The organism is Microcoleus sp. MON1_C1 (genome assembly GCF_036701945.1).
In the GTDB taxonomy this organism is placed as follows: domain Bacteria; phylum Cyanobacteriota; class Cyanobacteriia; order Cyanobacteriales; family Microcoleaceae; genus Microcoleus.
Genome location: NZ_JAUBRO010000025.1, coordinates 1 through 21,926, shown reverse-complemented (window position 1 = coordinate 21,926; position 21,926 = coordinate 1). Strand labels below are relative to the sequence as shown.

General features: G+C 45.4%; 27 protein-coding genes. 6 read left to right on the top strand and 21 right to left on the bottom strand.

Annotation, left to right across the window (positions count from 1 at the left end):
- Positions 1-10: 10 nt before the first annotated feature.
- The 8 genes from QUA62_RS15735 to QUA62_RS15700 form a co-directional block, all read right to left on the bottom strand.
- Positions 11-604, bottom strand: a complete 594-nt coding sequence (locus tag QUA62_RS15735) for a CPBP family intramembrane glutamic endopeptidase (RefSeq protein WP_333405266.1) — start codon at positions 602-604, stop codon at positions 11-13.
- A gap of 46 nt (positions 605-650) precedes the next feature.
- Positions 651-1,718 carry a DUF3326 domain-containing protein gene (locus QUA62_RS15730; protein WP_333405264.1) on the bottom strand — a complete coding sequence of 356 codons (1,068 nt, stop codon included), beginning with the start codon at positions 1,716-1,718 and terminating at the stop codon, positions 651-653.
- Positions 1,715-1,906: a hypothetical protein gene (locus tag QUA62_RS15725; RefSeq protein WP_333076025.1), complete on the bottom strand. Its 192-nt coding sequence runs from the start codon at positions 1,904-1,906 to the stop codon at positions 1,715-1,717. The genes QUA62_RS15730 and QUA62_RS15725 overlap by 4 nt, the downstream gene beginning before the upstream one ends.
- A 57-nt stretch (positions 1,907-1,963) precedes the next feature.
- Positions 1,964-2,281, bottom strand: a complete 318-nt coding sequence (locus QUA62_RS15720) for a 2Fe-2S iron-sulfur cluster-binding protein (RefSeq protein ID WP_190740251.1) — start codon at positions 2,279-2,281, stop codon at positions 1,964-1,966.
- A 239-nt stretch (positions 2,282-2,520) separates the two neighbouring features.
- On the bottom strand, positions 2,521-3,060 hold the full coding sequence (locus QUA62_RS15715) for a Uma2 family endonuclease (protein ID WP_333405364.1): 540 nt from the start codon (positions 3,058-3,060) through the stop codon (positions 2,521-2,523).
- A 119-nt stretch (positions 3,061-3,179) separates the two neighbouring features.
- A complete protein-coding gene (locus tag QUA62_RS15710) occupies positions 3,180-4,361 on the bottom strand; it encodes a GTPase (protein WP_333405262.1) in 1,182 nt (393 codons plus the stop codon).
- A 330-nt stretch (positions 4,362-4,691) separates the two neighbouring features.
- Positions 4,692-5,096: a Uma2 family endonuclease gene (locus tag QUA62_RS15705; protein ID WP_333405260.1), complete on the bottom strand. Its 405-nt coding sequence runs from the start codon at positions 5,094-5,096 to the stop codon at positions 4,692-4,694.
- 194 nt (positions 5,097-5,290) lie between these two features.
- Positions 5,291-5,935 (bottom strand): PD-(D/E)XK nuclease family protein, encoded by a 645-nt coding sequence (locus QUA62_RS15700; protein WP_333405258.1) that lies wholly within the window; start codon positions 5,933-5,935, stop codon positions 5,291-5,293.
- 252 nt (positions 5,936-6,187) lie between these two features.
- Here QUA62_RS15700 and QUA62_RS15695 point away from each other — a divergent pair, with 252 nt between their 5' ends.
- Both QUA62_RS15695 and QUA62_RS15690 read left to right on the top strand, forming a co-directional pair.
- Entirely contained in the window at positions 6,188-7,153 is a 966-nt protein-coding gene (locus QUA62_RS15695) for a hypothetical protein (protein WP_333405256.1), read from the top strand.
- A gap of 50 nt (positions 7,154-7,203) precedes the next feature.
- Positions 7,204-10,788: a tetratricopeptide repeat protein gene (locus QUA62_RS15690; RefSeq protein ID WP_333405253.1), complete on the top strand. Its 3,585-nt coding sequence runs from the start codon at positions 7,204-7,206 to the stop codon at positions 10,786-10,788.
- A gap of 142 nt (positions 10,789-10,930) precedes the next feature.
- Here the strand turns inward: QUA62_RS15690 and QUA62_RS15685 are convergent, their stop codons facing one another.
- The gene (locus QUA62_RS15685) at positions 10,931-11,374 is read right to left on the bottom strand and encodes a hypothetical protein (RefSeq protein ID WP_333405251.1); all 444 of its coding nucleotides are present in this window, start codon (positions 11,372-11,374) and stop codon (positions 10,931-10,933) included.
- Positions 11,375-11,518: 144 nt separating this feature from the next.
- On the opposite strand from QUA62_RS15685, the gene QUA62_RS15680 reads away from it, so the two are divergent.
- Genes QUA62_RS15680 through QUA62_RS15670 form a run of 3 tightly spaced genes read left to right on the top strand, consistent with a single transcriptional unit; the run spans position 11,519 to position 12,267 of the window.
- Complete coding sequence (locus QUA62_RS15680) at positions 11,519-11,731, top strand: helix-turn-helix domain-containing protein (protein WP_006631112.1); 213 nt, start codon at positions 11,519-11,521, stop codon at positions 11,729-11,731.
- 56 nt (positions 11,732-11,787) lie between these two features.
- Positions 11,788-12,000: a helix-turn-helix domain-containing protein gene (locus QUA62_RS15675; protein ID WP_190735550.1), complete on the top strand. Its 213-nt coding sequence runs from the start codon at positions 11,788-11,790 to the stop codon at positions 11,998-12,000.
- Between the two features lie 54 nt (positions 12,001-12,054).
- Positions 12,055-12,267 carry a helix-turn-helix transcriptional regulator gene (locus QUA62_RS15670; RefSeq protein ID WP_333210174.1) on the top strand — a complete coding sequence of 71 codons (213 nt, stop codon included), beginning with the start codon at positions 12,055-12,057 and terminating at the stop codon, positions 12,265-12,267.
- Between the two features lie 35 nt (positions 12,268-12,302).
- Here the strand turns inward: QUA62_RS15670 and QUA62_RS15665 are convergent, their stop codons facing one another.
- The 10 genes from QUA62_RS15665 to QUA62_RS15620 form a co-directional block, all read right to left on the bottom strand.
- Positions 12,303-12,671 (bottom strand): hypothetical protein, encoded by a 369-nt coding sequence (locus QUA62_RS15665; protein ID WP_333405249.1) that lies wholly within the window; start codon positions 12,669-12,671, stop codon positions 12,303-12,305.
- A gap of 141 nt (positions 12,672-12,812) precedes the next feature.
- Complete coding sequence (locus QUA62_RS15660) at positions 12,813-13,763, bottom strand: F0F1 ATP synthase subunit gamma (protein ID WP_190657380.1); 951 nt, start codon at positions 13,761-13,763, stop codon at positions 12,813-12,815.
- 131 nt (positions 13,764-13,894) lie between these two features.
- Positions 13,895-15,412 (bottom strand): F0F1 ATP synthase subunit alpha, encoded by a 1,518-nt coding sequence (gene atpA / locus QUA62_RS15655; RefSeq protein ID WP_333286687.1) that lies wholly within the window; start codon positions 15,410-15,412, stop codon positions 13,895-13,897.
- Positions 15,413-15,603: 191 nt separating this feature from the next.
- Positions 15,604-16,149: an ATP synthase F1 subunit delta gene (gene atpH, locus QUA62_RS15650; protein ID WP_333405247.1), complete on the bottom strand. Its 546-nt coding sequence runs from the start codon at positions 16,147-16,149 to the stop codon at positions 15,604-15,606.
- A gap of 3 nt (positions 16,150-16,152) precedes the next feature.
- On the bottom strand, positions 16,153-16,680 hold the full coding sequence (locus QUA62_RS15645; RefSeq protein WP_006631107.1) for a F0F1 ATP synthase subunit B: 528 nt from the start codon (positions 16,678-16,680) through the stop codon (positions 16,153-16,155).
- Between the two features lie 87 nt (positions 16,681-16,767).
- Positions 16,768-17,253: a F0F1 ATP synthase subunit B' gene (locus QUA62_RS15640; RefSeq protein ID WP_242717123.1), complete on the bottom strand. Its 486-nt coding sequence runs from the start codon at positions 17,251-17,253 to the stop codon at positions 16,768-16,770.
- A 97-nt stretch (positions 17,254-17,350) separates the two neighbouring features.
- The gene (atpE, locus tag QUA62_RS15635) at positions 17,351-17,596 is read right to left on the bottom strand and encodes an ATP synthase F0 subunit C (protein ID WP_006631105.1); all 246 of its coding nucleotides are present in this window, start codon (positions 17,594-17,596) and stop codon (positions 17,351-17,353) included.
- 128 nt (positions 17,597-17,724) lie between these two features.
- Positions 17,725-18,483 carry a F0F1 ATP synthase subunit A gene (gene atpB, locus QUA62_RS15630; RefSeq protein ID WP_242717111.1) on the bottom strand — a complete coding sequence of 253 codons (759 nt, stop codon included), beginning with the start codon at positions 18,481-18,483 and terminating at the stop codon, positions 17,725-17,727.
- 55 nt (positions 18,484-18,538) lie between these two features.
- Positions 18,539-19,000, bottom strand: coding sequence for an ATP synthase subunit I (locus QUA62_RS15625; RefSeq protein WP_006631103.1), 462 nt, complete (start codon positions 18,998-19,000; stop codon positions 18,539-18,541).
- Between the two features lie 338 nt (positions 19,001-19,338).
- Entirely contained in the window at positions 19,339-19,788 is a 450-nt protein-coding gene (locus QUA62_RS15620; RefSeq protein ID WP_333405245.1) for a nitrate reductase associated protein, read from the bottom strand.
- A gap of 197 nt (positions 19,789-19,985) precedes the next feature.
- Between QUA62_RS15620 and moaA the strand changes: the two genes are divergently transcribed.
- A complete protein-coding gene (gene moaA / locus QUA62_RS15615) occupies positions 19,986-20,975 on the top strand; it encodes a GTP 3',8-cyclase MoaA (RefSeq protein ID WP_333405243.1) in 990 nt (329 codons plus the stop codon).
- 62 nt (positions 20,976-21,037) lie between these two features.
- On the opposite strand, the gene QUA62_RS15610 is transcribed toward moaA, so the two are convergent.
- Positions 21,038-21,403, bottom strand: a complete 366-nt coding sequence (locus QUA62_RS15610; RefSeq protein WP_333405241.1) for a DOPA 4,5-dioxygenase family protein — start codon at positions 21,401-21,403, stop codon at positions 21,038-21,040.
- 122 nt (positions 21,404-21,525) lie between these two features.
- Positions 21,526-21,807, bottom strand: a complete 282-nt coding sequence (locus QUA62_RS15605; RefSeq protein WP_333405362.1) for a DUF5615 family PIN-like protein — start codon at positions 21,805-21,807, stop codon at positions 21,526-21,528.
- Positions 21,808-21,926: the final 119 nt, after the last annotated feature.

The window sequence follows — 21,926 nt, the reverse complement described above, 5'->3', positions numbered from 1 at the left end:
TGCGATCGATCTACCGCTTCACCGCATTGTGTTCCCACTTCCAAACACAGCTAGAAATCAAATTCGTACAGATATGAGCCGTAATAGGCACTAACAAATTCCCAGTAGCTAAAACGCTGTAACCCAACAGCAATCCGACAGCCGTTGCCCAAACAGCATAAGGCCACTGATCCATGCCTCCCAAGTGCAGAATACCGAAACAAAAACTCGATAAAACTAAACTGGTAACATTCAATCCTAAAGCCGACAGCATCACGCCTCGAAATAGCAATTCTTCGCTAAGTCCCGGCAGCAGTCCCAGCCAAATCAAATCCGGCCAAAACAAAGGTTTGAGAACTACTTCCAAGTAAACGTCTGCACTCCGGCGATAACCCGGCCAAAGGTGATAAACGATCGCACTACCGGCTGTAATTGCCAGCCCGAGCGCACATCCTTTGAGCAAGTCGATTCCTATCAATTTGACTGGCAAAAGTGATACCGATCCAAATAGCAACCACAATTTAGCTACCGCCAGCAACATAATTGCTGTCACGCCCATTGCTATTAAAACTTGGGTGCGCGTCAAGGGTTCAATTTCAGGATTTTGGGGAAGTTTTTCTGCCACTTAATCACTTTTAGATTTGAGGTTTGAGATTTTAGATTTGTTGAGTTTAGTCAGACAAACAACGCAGGGAGGAGATGTCTGCACCCAAGGAAGCTGGACTGATGCCGGCCCGCAAAGCGACCAAAACTCCGATCGCCTCTAAATATGAGTTTACCTGCAAAGCTTTGATTCCGAGTTTTTCTGGAGTCGCCTGCATCTGGGTTTTGTTGTCCCCCACAGCAATGATTTGTACCGACGATCGCCCACTCAAACTCAGAATAGCACTGCCGCCGCAGGCTGTGGCGGGTATCACCACCGCATCGACTTGATCGGCGGTAATTGATAATTGATTGTGCTGCTGGCTTTCTGGCGCTACCAATTGGGGAGCTTTGCTGAGGCCGGCAAGCACGCAAGGTAGGAAAGTATAGCCGATTTCCTCAGCAGCAGATCGCGGGGACAGGTGCGGATCGAGGGGAAGCGCAGACAGCGCGGGGGCGTGGGCGCACGGGATTTTAAACGTCCTGACGACGAGGTGGCTGATGACAGCTTCCGCGCCGGCGAGGGGGTCAACTCCTTTGCCGCGGCGGTAGTTTTCGAGGGCGAGGCTGCCTTCATCGTCGGGAAATCTGGCTACAACTGCGATCGCCTCTACTCTTGCTTGTTTGATTAATTTTTCTGCAGCGCGCAATAAACTGTCTGGATTGCCGATCGTCCCCCAGGATGCCCCTGATTCAGAAATACGCAATTCTACTTGCAGAGGGCGATCGGTTAAAACACAATCAGTTATATTCAAACCCAATGTCGCTCTAGCAGCATCAACGGCTTGCAAGTGGCGCAACTGCAAGTCTGGTTCGATCGCGGAATCGAGGATTAAGCCGATGCGATTTTGATGTACCGGTTGCAGTCCCCAGCATCCGGCAGCAAATTTGTCAAGGGCGTAACCTTCAACGTAGAGAGCGTTAGGTATCGGCCAATAAAGTTGAGCGCCGTTGAGGACGTTGGGGTGAGTGATCAGGGTGTCTGAAATTTGGGCGATCGCCCTAGCCACCGGCAGCGCATCTCCTGCAAACCCACCAATGGAGGCTCCTACGCCTGTGGGGACTATCAAAACCACTGTCAAAGGGCGGGGGTTCACGATGTTGCGGGGGATGCTTCCACGAGCACGTAGCCTTCTACCACAGCCTTTTGCCGATCGACATCCACATCTGTGACGGCCCAGCGCAGGGGTTCGCCGTGCTTTTGCAGTTCAATTTCAATAGCCGAGTGCAGTTGCTCGGCGGTATCGTGGAGGTCAACTTCTGCGGAAATGAAATGGGTGGTCATAGGGCGATCCATAGTGGTTTTACCGCTAACGGTACTTAGGTAAATTTTAGCTTAGTCCTAGGATTTACCGAATTGGCGATCGTACACAATGTCTTCTTTTTCGGTTTCTATCTTCAAGTTCGATCGGGGATAAGCAATGCACAGCAACACATAACCTTCTGCCTGAAGTTCCGGACTGACGCCCATGCAATCAACTTGCTCAACTTCACCCTCAATAACTTTAGCAGCGCAAGTAGTACAAACCCCCGCATTGCAAGAGTTAGGCAGATCAATGCCCGCAGCGTTGGCCACCTGCAGAATTTGTTTATCTTCGGGCACTTCTACGGTATAGGTAGAGCCTTGGTGGATCAATTCAACAGTGTAAGTCTTAGACATATTTCAATGATTGGTTTTAATTCCCAATTGGAATTTACGGTAAATTTGCAAACAAAGCAATGAGTATTTTACCGCTCTTGGTGATTTTGTGCAACTTTACAACTGCACTTTTTATTGCTAAAAATTTTTATTAATTGCCTGGGGCGAGTGGCATTTTGTCAATGACTTATTCACAAATTATCACGAGGATTACGGGCGAACTCGGCCAGAAAGCACTTATACGTAACTAATTTTTGCCTTCAAGCCAACAACTCCTCAACAGCAACACTAAAACCCGCCAGCACTAACTGAGTGCTGATGGTAGAACCCTGGTTAAAGGTTAACTTTTGAGTTTGAGTCACGATCAATATCCAGCGACTTTCTGGAAAAACTATCCAAACTTCCAGACAACCCGAATCTAAATACTCTTGTGCTTTAAGAAAAATCTCTTCCGCACTATCAGTGGGAGAAACTATTTCAGCAATTAACGGCGGACTTTGAGGCAAAGTAGGAACATCGCCAAATTGAGCAACAAGTTCAGGAGTCAGATAAGCTACATCAGGACGGCGCACTCGCCTGTCAGTAGCACAAGGAACTTCGACATAAACCTCGCCTCCCTGTCCGCTAGAATCTTTGTAATTTCCCCAAGAACGATCTAGTCTAGATTGGATTCGACTGTGTTTTACTGTCATGCCATTTTTCTCCGCGATTTGCCCGTCCACCCATTCCATGCACTCGGGGGGATTAGCCATAAAGTCTTCTAGAGAAACATTTTCTGATAAAACGGCAGCCATTACCATAGCCATTTACTTCCTTTTGCAGAATTCACTGATATTGTAGTGCTTTTTGCGATCGGTGCAGTGACTGGACTTGCGAAAACCCTCTATATTCTACCACTTCCCTATTACCAATTCCCCATCTAATCAATATTAATTTGATTGGGAGGTTTAGGTTGATCCGGTTTCTCATCCTTCAAAGTTTTACGCCCCGAACTAGCATAATCCTTGTACAATTCCACAAACATATTTGTCAACTGCTGCAAAGAAAGTTGTTCCCCATTAACTTGAGCTTTCATATAAGCTTTAAGCACCTCAATGTAAGCCAAACCGAGGGCAAGCGTGAGAGCTGCTGCCGTTGCACCGGAGATAGCACCGCCGACAACAGTACCCGCACCCGGAATCAGTTTAATCAAATTAGTAACAATACTTCTGCCAACAGCAGTAACCCCGCCTGTGCCGCTAATAGCAGACAGCATTGCCGAAATAAAGCCCTTATCAAAGGGCATTCCAAAAATCACAGTAATATTAGCAATCATTGCCGTTTGCATGGCCATCAAAATCGGCGCATCAGCAAACGGTACAGGAGTCGCACCGACAATTGCAGAACCTGCAACATAAGCACTTAGATACTTAAATGCCATATCGGATTTGAGCGCAATATTGGCAATTTGTTCTTTAACAAAAGCTTTTTTAGCAACTTCCGGCAGCAGTTGAAAAGTTGCATCTACCAACTTATCTAAACCGTGAGATTTTACTGTATAATCTTCATCAATTTCTTCTGGCTCAGCCATGACGGGGATGATTTGACTGACTGGTAAATTCATGTGTTCCAGTTGCTTGAAAAACTCGCCCGGCTTTTTAGATGTCGTCTGAGTCAGCACTAAAAGAACTGGTACATCTTTGACTTCCATTTCTTTTAGCCAGTATTCTTCCACAGATTCTATTCTATTGGCGCTGTGATTGATGCAGTACCAGATGACGTGAATGTGTTCTTTGGGGTGCAGGAGTCTTTGGTCTTCAATTAGTTGAGCAACGTTTAATTGAATAACTTTAATTTGTTCGGCGTTGAGTTCGAGTCCCGGAGTATCGTAGACTGTAATTGGGCAATTCGGTTTGGTATATTGGCGAATGCCTTGAGTGATGGGGCGGCCGACTCCGGTTTCTGCTAAGCGTTGGCGAAAAACGGAATTTATTAGGGTACTTTTGCCGACGCCGGTTTTGCCGATGACTAAAACATTGCACTGTCCCACTTGGTTTTCTGCCTCTTTGAAGGCGTAGTAACTTCTATTTAAAAGCTCGTCTAAGGAAAAGTCGTCTGACATGGCGGTTTGCTCCGATAAGGGTGGGATATTAATTCAATACCACCGAATAGAATTCCGATGCTCTACAAACGAAGTCCGCGAAGGCGGACTGAGGAGTCTTAAACATATTGTAGCAATTTGATTTCAGAACTGGTGCAGCGGGTAGAGGAGAGTTTTGTGTCGCGTGCTGCTACATGAAAGGTTGTAGAATTGAGTTTAAGCTAGCAAGCGATCGACATTGATGCTAAAACCGATCAGGATTTGTTGGGTGCGGACGGTATCGCCGGATCTAAATGTCAATATTTGATTTTGAGTCAGGACAAATATTAAACGACTTTCGGGAAAAACTAGCTAGACTTCCTGACAGTTAGATTCTAAATATTCCTGTGCTTTTAGAAAGACATCTTCAGCGATATCGGTGGGTGAAACTATTTCGGCAACTACGGGTAAACTTTGGGGTAAAGTGGCAAGATTGCCAAATTGTGCAACTAATTCTGGTGTGAGATAAGCGACATCTGGGCGGCGAATTTGTTGGTTAGTGCGGCAAGGTGGTGAAATATAAACTTCTCCTCCTTGTTTGCTGGAAATCATGTAATTTGCCCAAGCACAACCCAGGCTTGATTGAATTTTACCATGCTTGAGGGTGGCTCCATTTTTCTCCACGAGTTGTCCGTCCACCCCTTCCATGTTGTCGGGGGGATTAGCCATGAAGTCTTCTAAAGTAAAATTCTTCTGTGCAGCAGTAGCAGTCACCATAGTTATTTATTCGCTTTTAGTAAACTTACTTGTTACTATTATGACCGATCGCCCTTGCCGATCGCACTTTGACCGACACTGCTGAAATTATACTGTAACGCCGTCAGGCCGAGCAACGTAGGCTGACTTGCTTCTAATAGCGACAGCTTTTAACCTATCGGTTGTCGGCATTACGGGTATTTCCGGCGATCGACTTATGCAAATAAATTAGTTTCTCGGCTCATTTTTACAGAACAGCACGCAGAGGGAACCTTACAATAGCGACATTCCCAATCGCTAGGTTTTGGGTTGGGAGGTTGAGAATTACAAAGCATGGCAATTAACTGCTGCAAACGCTGTCTAAATTGCTCATTAACATACCACTTGGGAATATCTAAAATGCCATCTCGATAAACTAAGCGCCCGTGCGGAATGTGACCTTTAAACAGATTTTTGGTTTCGGGCGCGAAGGGCAACATTGACATATAGAGGAGCACTTGCATTTTATGTGAATCTTTGCGCTTGCCGGTTTTGATATCTTCGACAACAGCCCAATCATCTTTGATAGCAATAATGTCTGGCCTGCCGGCAACGCAGATATCAAAGGTTTGACCTTTATATTTGAAGGAATTTTGATTTTCAACATAGACGGTGAAACCTTCCTTTTGCAGTTGTACTGCTCGTTGAATCAGCTTTTCTTCATGTTCTGAGGGGTCATAGGTACTCGGTTGTTTTTCAAATTGATAGTGAGTTCGTTGCCATAATGCGTGTAGGCAATCTTTTTCGGTTGCTAAGACTTCGGCAAGCCCAGTTACAGTGGCGTAGGGATTGAATCTTTTTTGCGCTTGTGCCAGCTTCATAATCAACTTCCTTTTGGTTAAAATTCAAGGTTCATAGTTTCACTATAAAAAAGTTGGCATAGTGGGCAATACCCTTGACGTAGTTGTTTTTATAGGAAGTTATTTTTTAGATTTTATTTAGTTTAAATAGTCTAAATATTTGAAATAGTTTGATGATTTGAGTGCCTTTTCTTTCTGCTAGGGATGTGCTAGGTTGAAAGAGAGGTTTCTGAAACCATGTTTCTCGCTCGTTGCATAATCAGAGGTATCCCGATGACTCCTGAACAAAAAAAGTTTCTTGACGACATTGCCGCAGAAATGAAAACGCAGCCGGCGTTTAATGATAGAGAGTCATTATTTTTCCCACTGCGCTTCGATAAAAATCGCCCTATTGCAGTTCAACACAAAGAAATTGCTGAAAACTTAATGCCAAAAGATCCTCTTCTTGGAGGTGTAAATTATGTAAGTTCAATCGGCACAACGGTGCAAAATATTGTGAGTGCAATGGTAGGGAGATTAGAAACCGAACACAAAAAAGCAATTTCAGGTCTATATGAAGCGGAAATGAGAACCGATGGGGTTGATGTTGATAGCTTACTAAATGGAAAAAAGGGAGAAAAAGGTACTTGGGAAGTCGTTTATGATTGGCTGTGGCATCATAAATACCTGCGGTGGCTTGATAAAAATGGCTGGCAAATTTTGCAGGAAAAAGCTAAATCCCCTCCCAATTGGCTACAGTTTTTAACCAAAGAGGAAATGGCATCTGTGCAAAGGGGAACTAGAGCCGTCATTTTGCCCCCGCCTCCCCCTGCGGTGCAGAAAATTACGCCAACGATTCCCGCAGAAAAGTCGCTTTGGATGGTAATTGATTTAGAATTTGATAATTTTCAATTGCTGTTGTTAAATCGCAGCCAAGATGGGGAATTTTTGCTTTGTCCATCTTCTGCCTATGCACCGCATCCTATTATCGAGAAACCGCCCATTTTGCTGCCTCAAAAAGATTCTTGGGCAGATCAAGATGAGAGCAAGACAAATTTTAAGTTTGGGAAACTGGTAAAGGAGGAGTTTTTAGCAATTGCTGTGGAGAAGCCTGTGAGTTTACCTTGGTTGATTCCCCGTGAAGAGGAAGCTTTACCGGAATGGAATGCTGAACGGCTTAAAGAGTTATTTGAACAATTGGCAAAACAAGATAATTGGCAAGTGTTTTATCAAAGCTTTGAGGTGGTGAAAACTGCCTAATTGGAGTTGGAAACCCTAAAAAAAATCACAGAGAAGAGAGGAAAACAACAATGTACGAAAATCGCAGCGCCGCCTATTGGCAACTCATCCAAAAACTGCTCAAATCTTCTAAAGGGGAAGAATCGCAAATCTTAAACGCACACTCCGACTTACTCGATCCCGGACTTTTGGCAACGATAATCGCAGTTGCCAAACAATTTGATGATGGCAACCAAAATGAGGCTAACTTTTTAACTAACATTGCCTTAGAATTGGGTAAGTTTCTCGGTAAGGATCATCAGCCAACGGCAATCAGAAAACAGACAGGCGATATTTTATTAAATTGGGGCACCGAGCAATATTACATTAGCCACATTTTCGTCGCTTTTCAATGTTGGCAACAATCCCTTATCATTTATCAAGCTATTCACGATCGTCAAGGGGAAGCGAGTTCTTTCGGAAATTTAGGCATTACTTACTGTTCTCTGGGAGAATACGAACAAGCGATCGCTGTTTACGAAAAGTCTTTAGCCATTAGTCGGGAAATTAAATACGGCGAAGGGGAAGCAAGTTCTCTAGGAGGTTTAGGCATTGCTTACTACTATCTAGGAGAATATGAACGAGCGATCAGTTTCCACGAACAGCATTTAGCTATTAGTCGGGAAATCAAAAACCGCTTTGGGGAAGCAAGTTCTCTGGGAGGTTTAGGCACTGCTTACGACTCTCTGGGAGAATATGAACGAGCGATTGCTTTCCACGAAAAGTCTTTAGCCATCTTTCAGGAGATCAAAAACCGTCAAGGGGAAGCAAGTTCTCTGGGAAGTTTAGGCAATTCTTACCGCTCTCTGGGACAAAATGAACGAGGTATCGCTTTCTACGAAAAGTCTTTAGCCATTTTTCAGGAGATCGAAAACCGTCAAGGGGCAGCAAGTTCTCTGGGAGGTTTAGGCACTGCTTACGACTTTCTGGGAGAATATGAACGAGCGATTGATTATCATGAACAATCTTTAGCAATTTTTCAGGAGATCAAAAACCGTCAAGGGGAAGCAAGTTCTATAGCAGCTTTAGGTAATGCTTACTATTCTTTAGGACAAATTGAACGAGCGATCGCTTTCTACGAAAAGTCTTTAGCAATTTTTCAGGAGATCAAAAACCGTCAAGGGGAAGCAAGTTCTCTCGCAGGTTTAGGCATTGCTTACCATTCTCTGGGAGAATATGAACGAGCGATTGATTACCACAAACAGTCTTTAGCTATTAGGCAGGAGATCAAAGACCCCCTTGGGGAAGCAGGTTCTCTGGGAAATTTAGGCAATGCTTACTATTCTCTGGGAGAATATGAACGAGCGATCGGTTTCCACGAACAGCATTTAGCCATTAGTCGGGAAATCAAAAACCGTCAAGGGGAAGCAACTTCTCTGGGAAATTTAGGCAAGGCTTACTATTCCCTGGGAGAATATGAACGAGCGATCGGTTTCCACGAACAGCATTTAGCTATTAGTCGGGAAATCAAAAACCGTCAAGGGGAAGCAAGTTCTCTGGGAAGTTTAGGCAATGCTTACTATTCTCTGGAAGAATATGAACGAGCCATCGCTTTCTACTACAAGTCTTTAGCTATTGAACGGGAAATCAAAAACCGTCAAGGGGAAGCAAGTTCTCTGGGAGGTTTAGGCATTGCTTACGACTCTCTGGGAGAATATGAACGAGCGATTGATTATCACGAACAGTCTTTAGCTATTAAACGGGAAATCAAAAATTGCCAAGGGGAAGCGAATTCTCTTAACAACATCGGCATAGTTTACCGCCGATTGCAGCAACCAGAGAAAGCCATTAAGAACTATCAAGACAGCCTCAAAATTGCCATACCCGAAACTATGCCACCCGAATGCTTCGCAGCCGGTCGAAACCTCGGTAACATCGGCTTTACCAAAGGCGACTGGCATCTCGCATTAGAAGGATACGAACCCGCCATAAAAGCAGTCGAACAACTCCGCAAAGGTTCAACCACCGACGATCGCCGCCAAAAAATCATTGCAGAAGCCATCTCCGTTTACGCCAACGCCGTCCAATGCTACATCAACCTCAAACAATACGATCGAGCCGTCGAAACCGCCGATCGTTCCCGATCGCGCCACCTCGCCGACTTATTCGCCAGCAAAGACCTCTACCCCCAAGGCGAAATTCCCCCCGAAGTCGAAGCATACTATCGCCTGCAACAACAAAGCGATCGCTTGCGTATTTCTGAAAATGACGGTACAAAAGCGATCGCCGCCACTCGCCAACCAACCCCCAACGGCGACGGTATCATCCAAAAGATTAAAGAATTAGAAGATGAAAAACAGAAAGCTTGGCTAAAAATTCGCAGCAAAGACCAAGTTTTGGCGGCTCAATTGCAACCAGCCCCCCTCAGTTTCTACCAGATGCAAGCCTTAATTCCCGATGCCGAAACCGCCATCCTCAATTTTTACACCACTGCTGAGCATACCCACATTTTCATCTTGCGCCAAAGTCAAGCAACCAAACTCCACACCTGCGAAGGTCAAGGACTTGAAACCTTGCAAAATTGGCTATTGAACAACTGGTTAAGGCCTTATGTCGAAAACAAAACCGCATGGAAAAATCAAATGGGTGAATTTCTCCCAGAACTCGCTAACCGCCTGCAAATTAATCAACTAATTTCCCAACATCTCAACGGCATTCAAGAACTGATTATCATCCCTCACCTGTACCTGCATCAAATCCCCTTTGCTGCCTTACCTTTAAATAACAGTCCTATTCCCCACAGCAATACAGCCTCCGACAGAACACGCGGCTTAAAACCTCTCAGCAAACCCACACTCACCCCTGCCAAAACCCAGCCCCAAAAACAACCCGAATACCTCAGCGATAAATTCCGCCTCCGCATCGTTCCCAGTTGCCAAATTCTCAACTTTTGCCACCAGCGAGGCAACCTCAAACCTGCGACAATGGGAATCGTAGAAAATGCCACAGGCGACCTCGTTTTCACTGGCTACGAGTGCGAAACCCTGGCAATAATGCACCAAATTGATAAAAATTCCCGCCTCGAATATGAGCAAGCGACGATCGGCAACTACCACAACTTACTCAACCAAGTGCAAGTCCTTCATTCCAGCCATCACGCCAGTGCCGATCTGAATAATTCCCTAGAATCAAAACTGCATTTATTTGATGGCGATATCAACCTCGGCCGTGTTTTTACCTGGAGATTTACCGACTTAGCCGAAGTGTTCCTCTCCTGCTGCGAAACCAATTTAACCTTTACCCAAATTACCGACGACCCGCTCTCCATTGCTAGCGGTTTCCTCTGTGCGGGTGCGCGAAATGTGGTCAGTACCTTGTGGGCTGTAGATGATTTAGCAACCGCTTTATTTTGCATTTTATACTATCAGGAAAAGCAGGATAATAGCCGCTCGCAAGCCCTGCAAAAAGCACAATTTAAGCTACGAAACTTGACAGGTGATGAGTTATCTAGTAAATATCAACCCCTGTTAGAGGATTATTTTGAGCAACAAAAAGGAGAAAAACAAGCAGAAATTGTCAAAAATGTGCGATTGCGTTTAGACTGGCTTTGTCGGCAAGAATTGCCGTTTGTCAGTCCCCATTATTGGGCGGGGTTTGTGTCGCAGGGTTTGGCGTAGGAGAAACAAGAGCATTTACATTCCTGGACACATCACAACCACAGCACTGATCGAAGCCGAAGTGTTTACCGTATCTGCGGGCTGTAACGCATCTTCTCGTCAAAAAACCTGGTTTCTAACCACCCGTGCGTCTAGGACTAATTTAGAAATTTTCCAGCAGAGATTTCTCTTGTGCATAAACCTTTCGCAGCGATTCAACTGCTATTTTCGGCAACATAAATTTAATCACTCCCACCACTCGCCCCCAGTCGAACAATTCAGAAACACAAACAGCTTTCTGAAATCTCGCCGCATAGAAATCCACCCAAAAATCCGGCGCGTGTCTCTCCTTCTGACTCGCTATCCGGCGCTTCCAATAACCAAAATCTAAACCAGAGGGCGATTCCACTCCCAAAACAGGCGGAAAGTCGGCATAACTCACAAACCGACTCATCCCTTTAGCGTGCACGTACAGGATATGCGCCCAGCACTCGAAGCGATATATTTGTTCTACCTTGATTTTCAGCAGCCGCGCGATCGCCTCTTTCGTCACAAACCGGCTCAATCTGTGTCTGGGGGTTGATTTTCGCGAAAATTTTGTTAACATGATGTTAAGCAAATCCTTTGTAAAGAGTACAAACTTTTGTAAAGGGATTGAATTTGGATAGGCGATCGCTTTTTAGTTTTCCAGACCTGGGAGCGATCGCTTTTTACGATATTTTTATTAAAAACTAAATCTAGTTTTTTGTCAATGGGTTTAATTAGATTGCGGGTTAAAGAATTTGCTGCTGAGAAAGGCTGGACGATCAAAGAGGTTTCTGAGCGATCGGGAGTCATTTACAGCACACTCACCACCTATTCACGTTCTCCGGGAATGGCAATGGTTGATTTTACTTGTCTGCTGAAGTTGGCACGTACTTTTGACGTGATGGTGGAAGATTTGGTTGAGGTCGTCAAAGAGTAGGCGATCGCTTTTTGGGATAAAACTATCCGATGATGGTACACCATCATTTGTCAAGTATGGGTTTAGTCAGGTTAAAAGTCAGAGAACTAGCTAGCGAGAAAGGCTGGACGCTGAAAGAAGTTTCAGAACGATCGGGAGTAATTTACAGCACCGTCAGACACTACGCCCGCTGTCCGGGAGTGTCAACCATTGACTTTATTTCTATACACAAATTGGCTCGCACCTTTGATGTAATGATTGAAGACTTGGTGGAAATTGTGCAGGAGTGAGCGATCGCTTTTTACGATAAAATTTTATCCCAGAGTAAATCTAGTTTTTTGTCAATGGGTTTAATTAGATTGAGGGTTCGAGAGTTGGCTGCTGAGAAAGGCTGGACGATCAAAGAAGTTTCAGAACGATCGGGCGTAGTCTACAGTACCCTCAGAACCTATGCCCGATCGCCCGGATTAGCAACAGTTGATGTGACAGCCTTGCACAAGTTGGCGAGGACTTTTGATTTGTCGATAGAAGATTTGTATGAGATTGTGCAGGAATAGGCGATCGCTTTTACGAACTAATTATCCAGTCAATATTACTCGACAGTTGCTAGCATCTGATTGACAGACTCGCTTTGTTGTAGCGCTTCCCAATCAGATGTAACAGGTTGGTAAGAACAGTAACACACCACAATTCGCTCCTCAGTATCGGAAGCAGAAAACTGCTGAACGCGAGTAACTACCCAATCTCCATCTTTCCCGTGGGTGACTCCATTACCGGGGTCAGATAGATTTTCATAATCGCGGGTTTTGTCCCCTACTTGAGGAATTTCTGGGTTTTCTTCCCAAGTCCAATTTTCCCAAAGTATATTAGTGAGACTGCCCCTCGGCATAAGCTGACGTTCTTCCCAGCCCGGAGCACTCATGCTTTCAGTTTTGTAGACAATCCAGATTTTTTTAGTCATTTTTTTAAAGACGATCGCACAATCGCGTTCAATACTTCGACTCTATCAGAGATGAAAGCTCGTGCAGCCGAAATATTTTAAAAAAAGCGCCTGAGTTCCCTCAGACGCCTACCATAAAATCAACAAATTGTCAACCCTAACCTAACCCTTCAAAGCCTCAGCACCGCCGGAAACTTCTAGGATTTCCTGAGTAATTGCTGCTTGCCGCGCCTTGTTATAAGTCAGCGTCAAACTACGGATCAAATCGCTAGCATTCTCACTAGCATTGTTCATCGCAGTCATCCGCGCAGCCAACTCGCTAGCAGCAGACTCTTGCAAAGCCCGCAGCAATTGGTTGTTCAAATACAAGGGCAAAAGAGCCTCCAGAATTTGCGCCGGATCTTGCTCGAAAATCATGTCCCTGGGCAAACTCTTCGTAGGTGAAGCAACCTTCTCGCGCGATACTTGAAACTGTCCGCCTTGCGATGTCAAGCGGAAGATTTCATCATCGGGAGTTTCCAAACCTTGGGGGTCAAGGGGCAGCAAAGTTTGAATTACCGGACGCGAACTAATTAGCGACACAAACTTGGTGTAAACTAGCTCAACCCTGTCCACAGTTCCCGACAGGAACAAGGAAAGCAATTCGTCAGCAATTTGTGCCGCTTCCGGTGCTGTGGGAATTTGTTCCAAGTTAGCGTAAGTAGCATCGATCGGCTGTTCGCGGCGCTGGAAATACTGAGTAGCTTTGCGTCCTACCAACACGTATTTGTAGTCTAAGCCTTCAGCTTTGATTTCCTTAGCGCGATTTTCGGCGTATTTGATGATGTTGCTGTTGTAGCCGCCACACAAACCCCGATCGCCCGAAACTACCAACAGTCCCACCGATCGCACTTCGCGTTTTTTCAGCAGCGGCAAATCCAGGTTTTCAAACTGCAAGCGTTCCGCCAAACCGTACAATACCTCTGCCAATCGATCGGCAAAAGGCCGAGTAGCAGTCACCTGTTCTTGAGCCCGGCGCACCTTTGCAGCGGCCACCAAACGCATCGCTTCTGTAATCTTTTTAGTGTTCTTGACCGACTTAATGCGATCGCGAATAGTTTTCAGATTTGCCATAACTTTCTCCTTACATCCTTGCCCGCATCTTCTTAATTAAAACCGCCGATTAACGCAGAGTAACGCAGATTAACTTCAGATTACCTGCGTTAATCCGCGTTCATCTGCGGTTCAAAATTCCTACTTGTCTACTACGCAGAAACTAGAAAACTTTGCTTGTATTCAGTGATGCCTTCTTTCAGCAGCTTTTCAGCTTCATCAGTCAAAGCTTTTCCGCCTTGAACAATTTCGCCGTACTTCGGCTTGCTAGTCCGCAAATAGTCGCGCAAACCCACAGTAAACTTGCTGACTTTTTCGACCGGAATGTCATCCATATAACCGTTAATACCGGCATAGATTACAGCCACTTGTTCGTTCATCGGCAGAGGCGAGCTTTGGGGCTGTTTCAACAGTTCCCGCAAGCGCTGACCGCGCGACAATTGATTCTGAGTAGCTTTATCCAAGTCAGAAGCAAACTGAGAAAATGCTGCCAGTTCTTCAAACTGCGCCAATTCCAATTTCACCTTACCGGCTACTTTTTTCATCGCCTTAGTTTGAGCTGCCGAACCTACCCGCGATACTGAAATACCGGGGTTTACTGCAGGACGCAAACCAGCGTTAAACAAGTCAGAAGAAAGGAAGATTTGACCGTCGGTAATCGAAATTACGTTCGTCGGAATGTAAGCAGAAACGTCACCAGCTTGGGTTTCGATAATCGGCAAAGCAGTCATGCTGCCTTCGCCCAACTCGTCGCTCAATTTAGCAGCGCGTTCTAGCAAGCGAGAGTGCAGGTAAAACACGTCTCCGGGATAAGCTTCGCGACCGGGAGGACGGCGCAGCAACAGAGACATTTGGCGGTAAGCTTGTGCTTGTTTGGAAAGGTCATCGTAAATGACCAAAGTGTGCTTGCCTTTGTACATGAAATACTCGGCTAAGCTAGCACCTGTGTAGGGAGCCAAGTATTGCAGGGTTGCGGGGTCGCTAGCGTTGGCTGCTACTACGATCGTGTAGTCCATCGCGCCCTTTTCTTGCAGGACGTTGACGATGTTAGCTACTGTAGAAGCTTTTTGACCGATCGCCACGTAAACGCAGATCACGTTTTCCGATTTTTGGTTAATAATCGTGTCGATCGCGATCGCCGTTTTACCGGTTTGTCTGTCACCGATAATCAGTTCCCGCTGTCCTCTTCCCACCGGAATCATCGCATCAATAGCGGTAATTCCTGTTTGCATGGGTTCGTAAACAGAACGGCGAGAAACAATCCCCGGTGCCGGAGATTCAATCAAGCGAGATTCAGTAGTTTTAATTTCTCCTTTGCCGTCAATCGGACGGGCCAAAGCATCAACTACCCGTCCCAACATTGCTTCACCCACGGGGACTTCAGCAATTCTGCCAGTAGCAGTTACTGCCGAACCTTCTTGAATTCCCAAACCTTGGCCCATCAGCACTGCGCCGACGTTATCTTCTTCCAAGTTCAGTGCAATGCCCACGGTGCCGTCGGCAAATTCTAGCAATTCCCCAGACATGGCTTTATCCAAGCCATAAATCCGGGCAATACCGTCGCCTACTTGCAGAACAGTACCGACGTTAGAGACTTTTACGTCTTGGTCGTACTGCTCAATTTGCTGGCGAATAATGCTGCTAATTTCGTCAGGTCTGATTGCTGCCATGTTAGTTATTATTTGTCAGTTGTCAGTTGTTAGTTGTCTGTCGATGTTTTCCGCAAGAAAGAATAGGGATTTGGTAGTAAGAATTTGGGACTAACAACTCAAAAACAGAAATTAATTTATTCCTGCTTCCTGTTTGATTCTTCCTTCTTCCTTTTTCCTGCTTCCTTCTTCCTTCCTCCTGCTTCCTTAAATCAGGAATTCAAGCGAAGTCCCAGACGGCGCAATTGTCCCCGCAGGCTGGCATCAATTACTTGAGAGCCTACTTTGATTACCACACCGCCGATTAAATCTGCGTCTATTTTGGTTTCAATTTCTACGCTTCTAGCGCTGGTCATCGCCTGCACTTTCTCGCGAACAGTCTGCTGTTGAGCGTCTGAAAGCGGGACTGCCGATGTAACTTCAGCCAATACTGTTTGGTTTAGTTCTCGGAGCCTTGCCAAGTATTGTTTGCCAATTCCTTCTAAAAAAAGAATTCTTCCTTTGTCTACTAATAGCTTCAGAAAGCTGTGCATCAAGGGGCTCATTTCTTCACCCGCTATTTGCTGAATCACGGCTTTTTTAGCATCCGGTTTTACCAGCGGATTGGCTAAAAATTGACGCAAGTCTTCCGAACCTTCTAGCAGGCTCAGCAAGGAACGAATGTCTTCGCCGAACTTCTCTGAGAGATTGCTGGACTGAGCCAGTGACATCAAGGCAGATGCGTAAGGCTGTAAGACTTCTGTGCTGACTGTACTCACGTTTTAGCCTCCCAGTAACGCAATGCTGCGATCGATTAATTGGTGTTGAGCGCTGTCGTCCAAGCTAGTTTTTAGCTGGCTTTCCACCTTTGCTAATGCCAGAGATACAACCGCCGATCGCAGTTGGGCGATCGCTCTTTCCCGCTCTGCTTCCAACTCTTGACCTGCCGTTGCTCTCATTCTTTCAACGTCTTGCGCTGCCTGAGCTAGAATTGCTTCTTTTGCTTTCTTGGCAGTTTCTTCAGCAGCGGCCCGAATTCGTTCCGCTTCTGCTTGCGCTTGAGTCAATTTTTGCTGTTGCTCTGCTAGAGCTGCTGCTGCATCTTTTTGGCGTTTTTCTGCTTCTTGAATCGCCTCTTGGATGCCCGAACGCCTCTCAGTCAGGATTTTACCTACAAATCCGCGCCCGAAATAAAACAGCACTGCAATAATAATGACCAGGTTAATCAGGTTGGTTTCTAAAATATCGAAATTTAAACCGAAACCACCTTCGCCGCTAGCTTCTGTGGCTAGCAATAAAACAGTCCCCATGATACTCTTCCATAATTGCGCGTGCAGATTGGGTGAAGCGATTTTAGATTTAAGATTCCATCAAAAATCTAAAACTCTTCGGTCTCGCTATTTGGCCAGCGACTGCCCTAATAGCTTTTCGAGAATTTGGCCGCTGAGCGCGTCTACTTGTTGTTCTAGTGAGCGCATTGCTTCTTGCTTTTGCTGCTCTATTTCTTGCCCAGCCTTTTCTCGCGCGACTTGAGCTTCTTGTTGAGCCTCAGCTACTTTGGCTGCCCCAATTTTTTGGGCATCAGCTTGAGCAGCAGCAATTACTGATTGAGACTGTTTGCGAGTTTCTCCCAGTTTTTGCTCGTACTGCTGCGCTAGTTGCTGAGCTTTTGCCAAGCGTTCTTGCGCGGAGACTTGAGTGTTGCGAATGTAATCGGCGCGATCGTCAATTGACTTGCTGAGCGGCTTGTAAAAAATTACATTCAAGACTGCGACTAGAATTAAAAACTGCACCGCCATCAGAGGCAGGGTAGCATCTAGATCAAACAGTCCCCCTTCCTTAGCCGCTTCTTCAACTGCTAGTAATACTGTCCAGTGCATCATGATTTTTTGACGGCTTCCATCTAATTCGCTTAATCGATTTTAGATTTGAGATTTTGGATTAGAATCGCCAAAACCTCAAATCTAAAATTTCCAATTATTATGCGAAGGGGTTGGCAAACAGCAGCACTAGGGCTACGACCAAACCGTAAATTGTGAGCGCTTCCATGAACGCCAAACTCAACAGCAAGGTGCCGCGAATTTTACCTTCTGCTTCCGGCTGACGGGCAATCCCTTCTACAGCCTGACCTGCTGCATTACCTTGACCGATGCCAGGGCCGATTGCAGCTAAACCTACTGCCAAAGCGGCGGCAATTACGGAAGCGGCAGCAACTGTTGGGTTCATGATGATTTTCCTTATCTAAAGTACAAAATTGAGAACAGAAAGTCTACAGAATTGTCCGATGTGACGGGAGGAAGTTTGAGCTCAGAAATTTTCTTTTTCCTCCTTCATTCTTCGCCGTTTATCGTTAGTTAATCGTGGTGTTCTTCGCCGTGACCGCCTTCTAGAGCTTCACCTATGTAGGCTGCGGCTAAGGTTGCAAAAATCAAAGCTTGAATTGCACTGGTAAATAGTCCCAGAACCATCACTGGCAGAGGAACAAATAAAGGCACTAGCAACACTAGCACTCCGACCACCAATTCGTCCGCAAGAATGTTGCCAAACAAACGGAAACTTAGGGACAGAGGCTTAGTGAAATCTTCTATGATTTTGAACGGCAACATGAAAGGCACCGGTTCAACATAGTGGGCGAAATACCCCAAGCCGCTTTTGCTGAGACCTGCATAAAAATATGCTAGAGAAGTCAGCAGTGCAAATGCTACCGTCGTGTTGATGTCAGCGGTAGGAGCTCCCAATTCGCCTGATGGCAGCTTAATCAGCTTCCAAGGAATTAGAGCGCCAGACCAGTTTGACACAAAGATGAACAGAAATAATGTACCAATAAACGGTACCCAAGGGCGATATTCTTTTTCCCCAATTTGGTTTTTAGCCAAGTCCCGAATAAATTCCAGCGCATACTCCATAAAATTTTGCATTCCGCTGGGAATTCGCTGGATTTTGCTGGTTCCTAAAATCGAAACTACGACTAAAACAGCAATTACAAACCACGAGGTTAGAAAAACCTGCCCGTGCACTTTCAGATTGCCGAGTTGCCAGTACAACTGCTGGCCAACTTCCAATTTGGCGAGGGGGAAACGATTAAAGGTGTTTAGAACGTCAAGCATTGCCATTCAACGGGCTTCCCCATACAAATCGATGAGTTGAGTTTTGCTCGAATTGCCTGACCTACCTGTAGTCTAGTGCTAATGCACTTCGGATCACGTAAACCAACAGCGCAGCTTTGTAAGTCAGAAATCCCAAAAATATCGGTAAAATCTGTAGCTGATTCCACTGTGTTCCTACTATCATCACCGCTAAAAACACACCGAGCCTTGTCTTGCTGATGCGCTGATTTTGGCTGCCGATTCGTTCAACGTCTCTAGCCAACATCTTTAAGTAAACCACACCTGTGCTCGCCCCAAGCAAATAATTCAGGGCAATATTGAGCGAGTAAAAAATCCAAACGGAGATAAAAATAATCGCCGTAAAAGCAAGGGTGTACGCCAACAACTCTTGTTGGAGGCGATAAAAGTCTTGCATGGGATTGCTAGTCTCGGACGAAGCTGTCGAAACTGTCGAGACTGTGCCAGCTTGAGGAATATCCTCGTTTGCTGCTGCGGGTTCGGTGGGTGTGTTTTGCGTGTTCACGAAGCTCAGAAACTAATGCAGGTAGCAGGCGAGTGCTTTGCAAACTCAGAAAAATCATACCACGCTGCGGTAACAATACTTAAAATTAAATTAATGCTTTTTTTGGATTTTGGTGTTGGGGGCTTCGGAAATCTCAACTGGTTAAATGTCCGATCGACCTCACCCTACATCTCCCACCGCCCGACCGCACTCTCTTACACATTGTTTTTATTTTTCTCACTAACTAAGTCTCACTTAGTGAGTGAGAACTGAGGACGATCGGGCAAATAAATGAGCAGACTCTCCCTTCTCGCACTCTGCGCCCTCTGCGCCCTAGAAGAGTCAATTAAAACTCGATATTATTCAATAACCTTAAACTCTTGAAGTGCGGGGATGAAGTTTTTATTCTCGTGGCTCGATCGACTAAGCTTAATCAAAGCAAATCGCTGTAGAGGCTGCAAACTCGCCCACTGGGCCAAAGAAATTGTCACGCCGAGCTCTTGCGCTTTTGCAGAAACAGACTCCGGTACAGTTGCAGCATCCATCCACGGGGGATTTTCATCAACAGGCAAATCAGTTCCCGGTTTGCCTGTCTGTTGAATTAATATTTGATTTAGTTTTTCTCGGTAGTCGATAATTTCTGCTTCTGTCAAGCAAGGTAACTCTACAAGACTTTGCCGTTCTGCTTGGTTGAAATGATTCCAATCCTGCAACTTCAATTTAATGCCGCAAGTATCTAACTTGAGACGTACCTGCATCGGAATGCAGCGCAAAGCTTCGACAAAATCAGCTTCAAATTCAAAAAACATAAATTTAGCAATTTTAGATTTTAGATTTTAGATTTTAGATTTACTCTACAGCCGGGAGCTGGGGGCTTGTATCCCTTTTTGGATGATATTAATTGTATTTTAGATTATAGATTTTAGACTAGAGATTTACTCTAGGGCCGATAATTGCAGAAAATTGAGTCAGCATTTATAATTAAATAATATTACAAACTATTGACATGGATACCGTAGACTACCTTCGGATTAGCTTGATAGACCGCTGCAACTTCCGCTGTCTCTACTGTATGCCGGAAGGTAGCGAGTTGGACTATGTATTGCAGCAGCAGTTGTTAACTCACTCGGAATTGCTAACTCTGCTGCGGGAAGTTTTTATACCGGTGGGATTTACCAAGTTTCGGTTGACTGGTGGGGAACCGCTGCTGCGGCCTGGGGTGGTGGAATTGGTGAGGTCGATCGCCTCAATGCCCGAAACCCGAGATTTATCCATGACAACCAACGGATTTTTGCTGGCGGGAATGGCGGAAAATCTCTACAATGCTGGTTTGCGCCGGATTAATATTAGTTTGGATTCGCTGGAACCGGAGACTTTCGACAAGATAATTGGCAGTCGGGGACGATCGCGGTGGGCGCAGGTTTGGGAGGGAATTCAAGCGGCTTATCAAGCTGGATTCGACCCGCTGAAACTGAATGTTGTGGTAATTCCCGGTGTGAATGACAGCGAAATATTGGATTTAGCGGCGTTAACAATTAACCGGAATTGGCACGTTCGATTTATTGAGTTTATGCCGATCGGGAATGGGGATTTATTTGGCGATAAAGGTTGGGTAGCTTCAGCCGAATTGCGGCAACAAATTAACGACAAATACGGGTTAGCCGAGTCGGGTGTTCGCGGAAATGGGCCGGCGGATGTGTTTCAAATTCCGGGGGCGAAGGGTACTTTGGGATTTATCAGCCAAATGTCCGAGTGTTTTTGCGATCGCTGCAACCGGATGCGTTTGTCTGCTGACGGGTGGCTGCGGCCTTGTCTGCTGAACGAAACGGGTCAAATTGACTTAAAAACTGCTCTGCGTGGTGGGACTCCTACAAGCGAATTGCGCGATCGAGTGCGGCACATATTAGAGATTAAACCGGAGATTAATTTCAAGCAGCGGGATTCGGGAACTACTCAAGGAAATTACAGCCGCACTATGTCTCAAATCGGCGGCTAATTATCTATTATCGGGGATAAGTCAGTGTGGATTCGCCCTCACGTTGCGCGCAAGAAGATCGATCAGAAGCTTGCGTTGGCTGTCCTAGGTCGCAGGAATTCGATATTCAACTCTAGTTTCTCTCCTAGCCACAAAGAATGTTTCGTATGGTCGGCCACATCGTCGCCTGTTTCAGGGTGAATGAGAATATCGAGCTCCTCACGGTTCAGCATTAACCAGGGAACCACTTTGCCAAACTCGTCTGGTAAAAATGCAACTTGATACATCGCTTGGGGGTGGGGGCCAATGGGTTTGTCATGCCAACGCCCAAGCTGCACCTCAAACTGAGTCAATCCTTCTCTTACACGCGCTGCGGCATCGCGATTATCAGCGTCGAAGTAAATATGTGCATGAAAACCAACGATTGTGATAGTGTCTTCTTTCATCATTTTCAGTAAATTATTCAGCCGAGATCAACAACTTTTATTAGCTTAACTTGCTGGATATTTTCTTCCATCCTGTAAATTCCTTAAGTTGATAGATCCTCAGTCTTTGCTCCCTTGGTTTCATGCTACGACAATACCAGTATACTTTTTGCTTCTCTATCTCCAAACTGACTAATGATGTCGATTTCCTCTTGTAGCATTTGAACAATTTTAGATGTTGAGCAATTGCCAACACGGAGATAAATAAATTTGGGAGGATGACCGTAAAGTAAACTCCGTTGGTGAAAGTCAGAATATTTGGAAACAATCACAAAATCATTTGTAGTTGCATATTCCCAAATTTCTGCATCATCAGTATTTGTCAGTCCTAAGGTTTTGACATGAACAGAATCGGGAGAAAAACCTATACTTCTCTAAGTAATTCGGTCTGAGAGGTTTTCGTCCAACAGTATAGCAATCCTATATGAATTGTGAAAAGGCATCAAATCTTTTCAAGTTAGGAAAATTGAAAAGATTATATTTAGCA

Excerpts from the sequence above, each read along its gene's own strand:
- QUA62_RS15685 (WP_333405251.1), bottom strand. The coding sequence starts at position 11,374 with ATGTTAACAAAATTTTCGCGAAAATCAACCCCCAGACACAGATTGAGC.
- QUA62_RS15705 (WP_333405260.1), bottom strand. The coding sequence starts at position 5,096 with ATGGTGACTGCTACTGCTGCACAGAAGAATTTTACTTTAGAAGACTTC.
- QUA62_RS15715 (WP_333405364.1), bottom strand. The coding sequence starts at position 3,060 with ATGGTAATGGCTGCCGTTTTATCAGAAAATGTTTCTCTAGAAGACTTT.
- atpA (WP_333286687.1), bottom strand. The coding sequence starts at position 15,412 with ATGGCAGCAATCAGACCTGACGAAATTAGCAGCATTATTCGCCAGCAA.
- QUA62_RS15610 (WP_333405241.1), bottom strand. The coding sequence starts at position 21,403 with ATGATGAAAGAAGACACTATCACAATCGTTGGTTTTCATGCACATATT.
- QUA62_RS15700 (WP_333405258.1), bottom strand. The coding sequence starts at position 5,935 with ATGAAGCTGGCACAAGCGCAAAAAAGATTCAATCCCTACGCCACTGTA.
- QUA62_RS15620 (WP_333405245.1), bottom strand. The coding sequence starts at position 19,788 with ATGTTTTTTGAATTTGAAGCTGATTTTGTCGAAGCTTTGCGCTGCATT.
- QUA62_RS15670 (WP_333210174.1), top strand. The coding sequence starts at position 12,055 with ATGGGTTTAATTAGATTGAGGGTTCGAGAGTTGGCTGCTGAGAAAGGC.
- QUA62_RS15680 (WP_006631112.1), top strand. The coding sequence starts at position 11,519 with ATGGGTTTAATTAGATTGCGGGTTAAAGAATTTGCTGCTGAGAAAGGC.
- QUA62_RS15695 (WP_333405256.1), top strand. The coding sequence starts at position 6,188 with ATGACTCCTGAACAAAAAAAGTTTCTTGACGACATTGCCGCAGAAATG.
- QUA62_RS15665 (WP_333405249.1), bottom strand. The coding sequence starts at position 12,671 with ATGACTAAAAAAATCTGGATTGTCTACAAAACTGAAAGCATGAGTGCT.
- atpE (WP_006631105.1), bottom strand. The coding sequence starts at position 17,596 with ATGAACCCAACAGTTGCTGCCGCTTCCGTAATTGCCGCCGCTTTGGCA.
- moaA (WP_333405243.1), top strand. The coding sequence starts at position 19,986 with ATGGATACCGTAGACTACCTTCGGATTAGCTTGATAGACCGCTGCAAC.
- QUA62_RS15675 (WP_190735550.1), top strand. The coding sequence starts at position 11,788 with ATGGGTTTAGTCAGGTTAAAAGTCAGAGAACTAGCTAGCGAGAAAGGC.
- QUA62_RS15725 (WP_333076025.1), bottom strand. The coding sequence starts at position 1,906 with ATGACCACCCATTTCATTTCCGCAGAAGTTGACCTCCACGATACCGCC.
- QUA62_RS15640 (WP_242717123.1), bottom strand. The coding sequence starts at position 17,253 with ATGATGCACTGGACAGTATTACTAGCAGTTGAAGAAGCGGCTAAGGAA.
- atpB (WP_242717111.1), bottom strand. The coding sequence starts at position 18,483 with ATGGCAATGCTTGACGTTCTAAACACCTTTAATCGTTTCCCCCTCGCC.
- QUA62_RS15720 (WP_190740251.1), bottom strand. The coding sequence starts at position 2,281 with ATGTCTAAGACTTACACTGTTGAATTGATCCACCAAGGCTCTACCTAT.
- QUA62_RS15645 (WP_006631107.1), bottom strand. The coding sequence starts at position 16,680 with ATGGGGACTGTTTTATTGCTAGCCACAGAAGCTAGCGGCGAAGGTGGT.
- QUA62_RS15660 (WP_190657380.1), bottom strand. The coding sequence starts at position 13,763 with ATGGCAAATCTGAAAACTATTCGCGATCGCATTAAGTCGGTCAAGAAC.
- QUA62_RS15690 (WP_333405253.1), top strand. The coding sequence starts at position 7,204 with ATGTACGAAAATCGCAGCGCCGCCTATTGGCAACTCATCCAAAAACTG.
- QUA62_RS15710 (WP_333405262.1), bottom strand. The coding sequence starts at position 4,361 with ATGTCAGACGACTTTTCCTTAGACGAGCTTTTAAATAGAAGTTACTAC.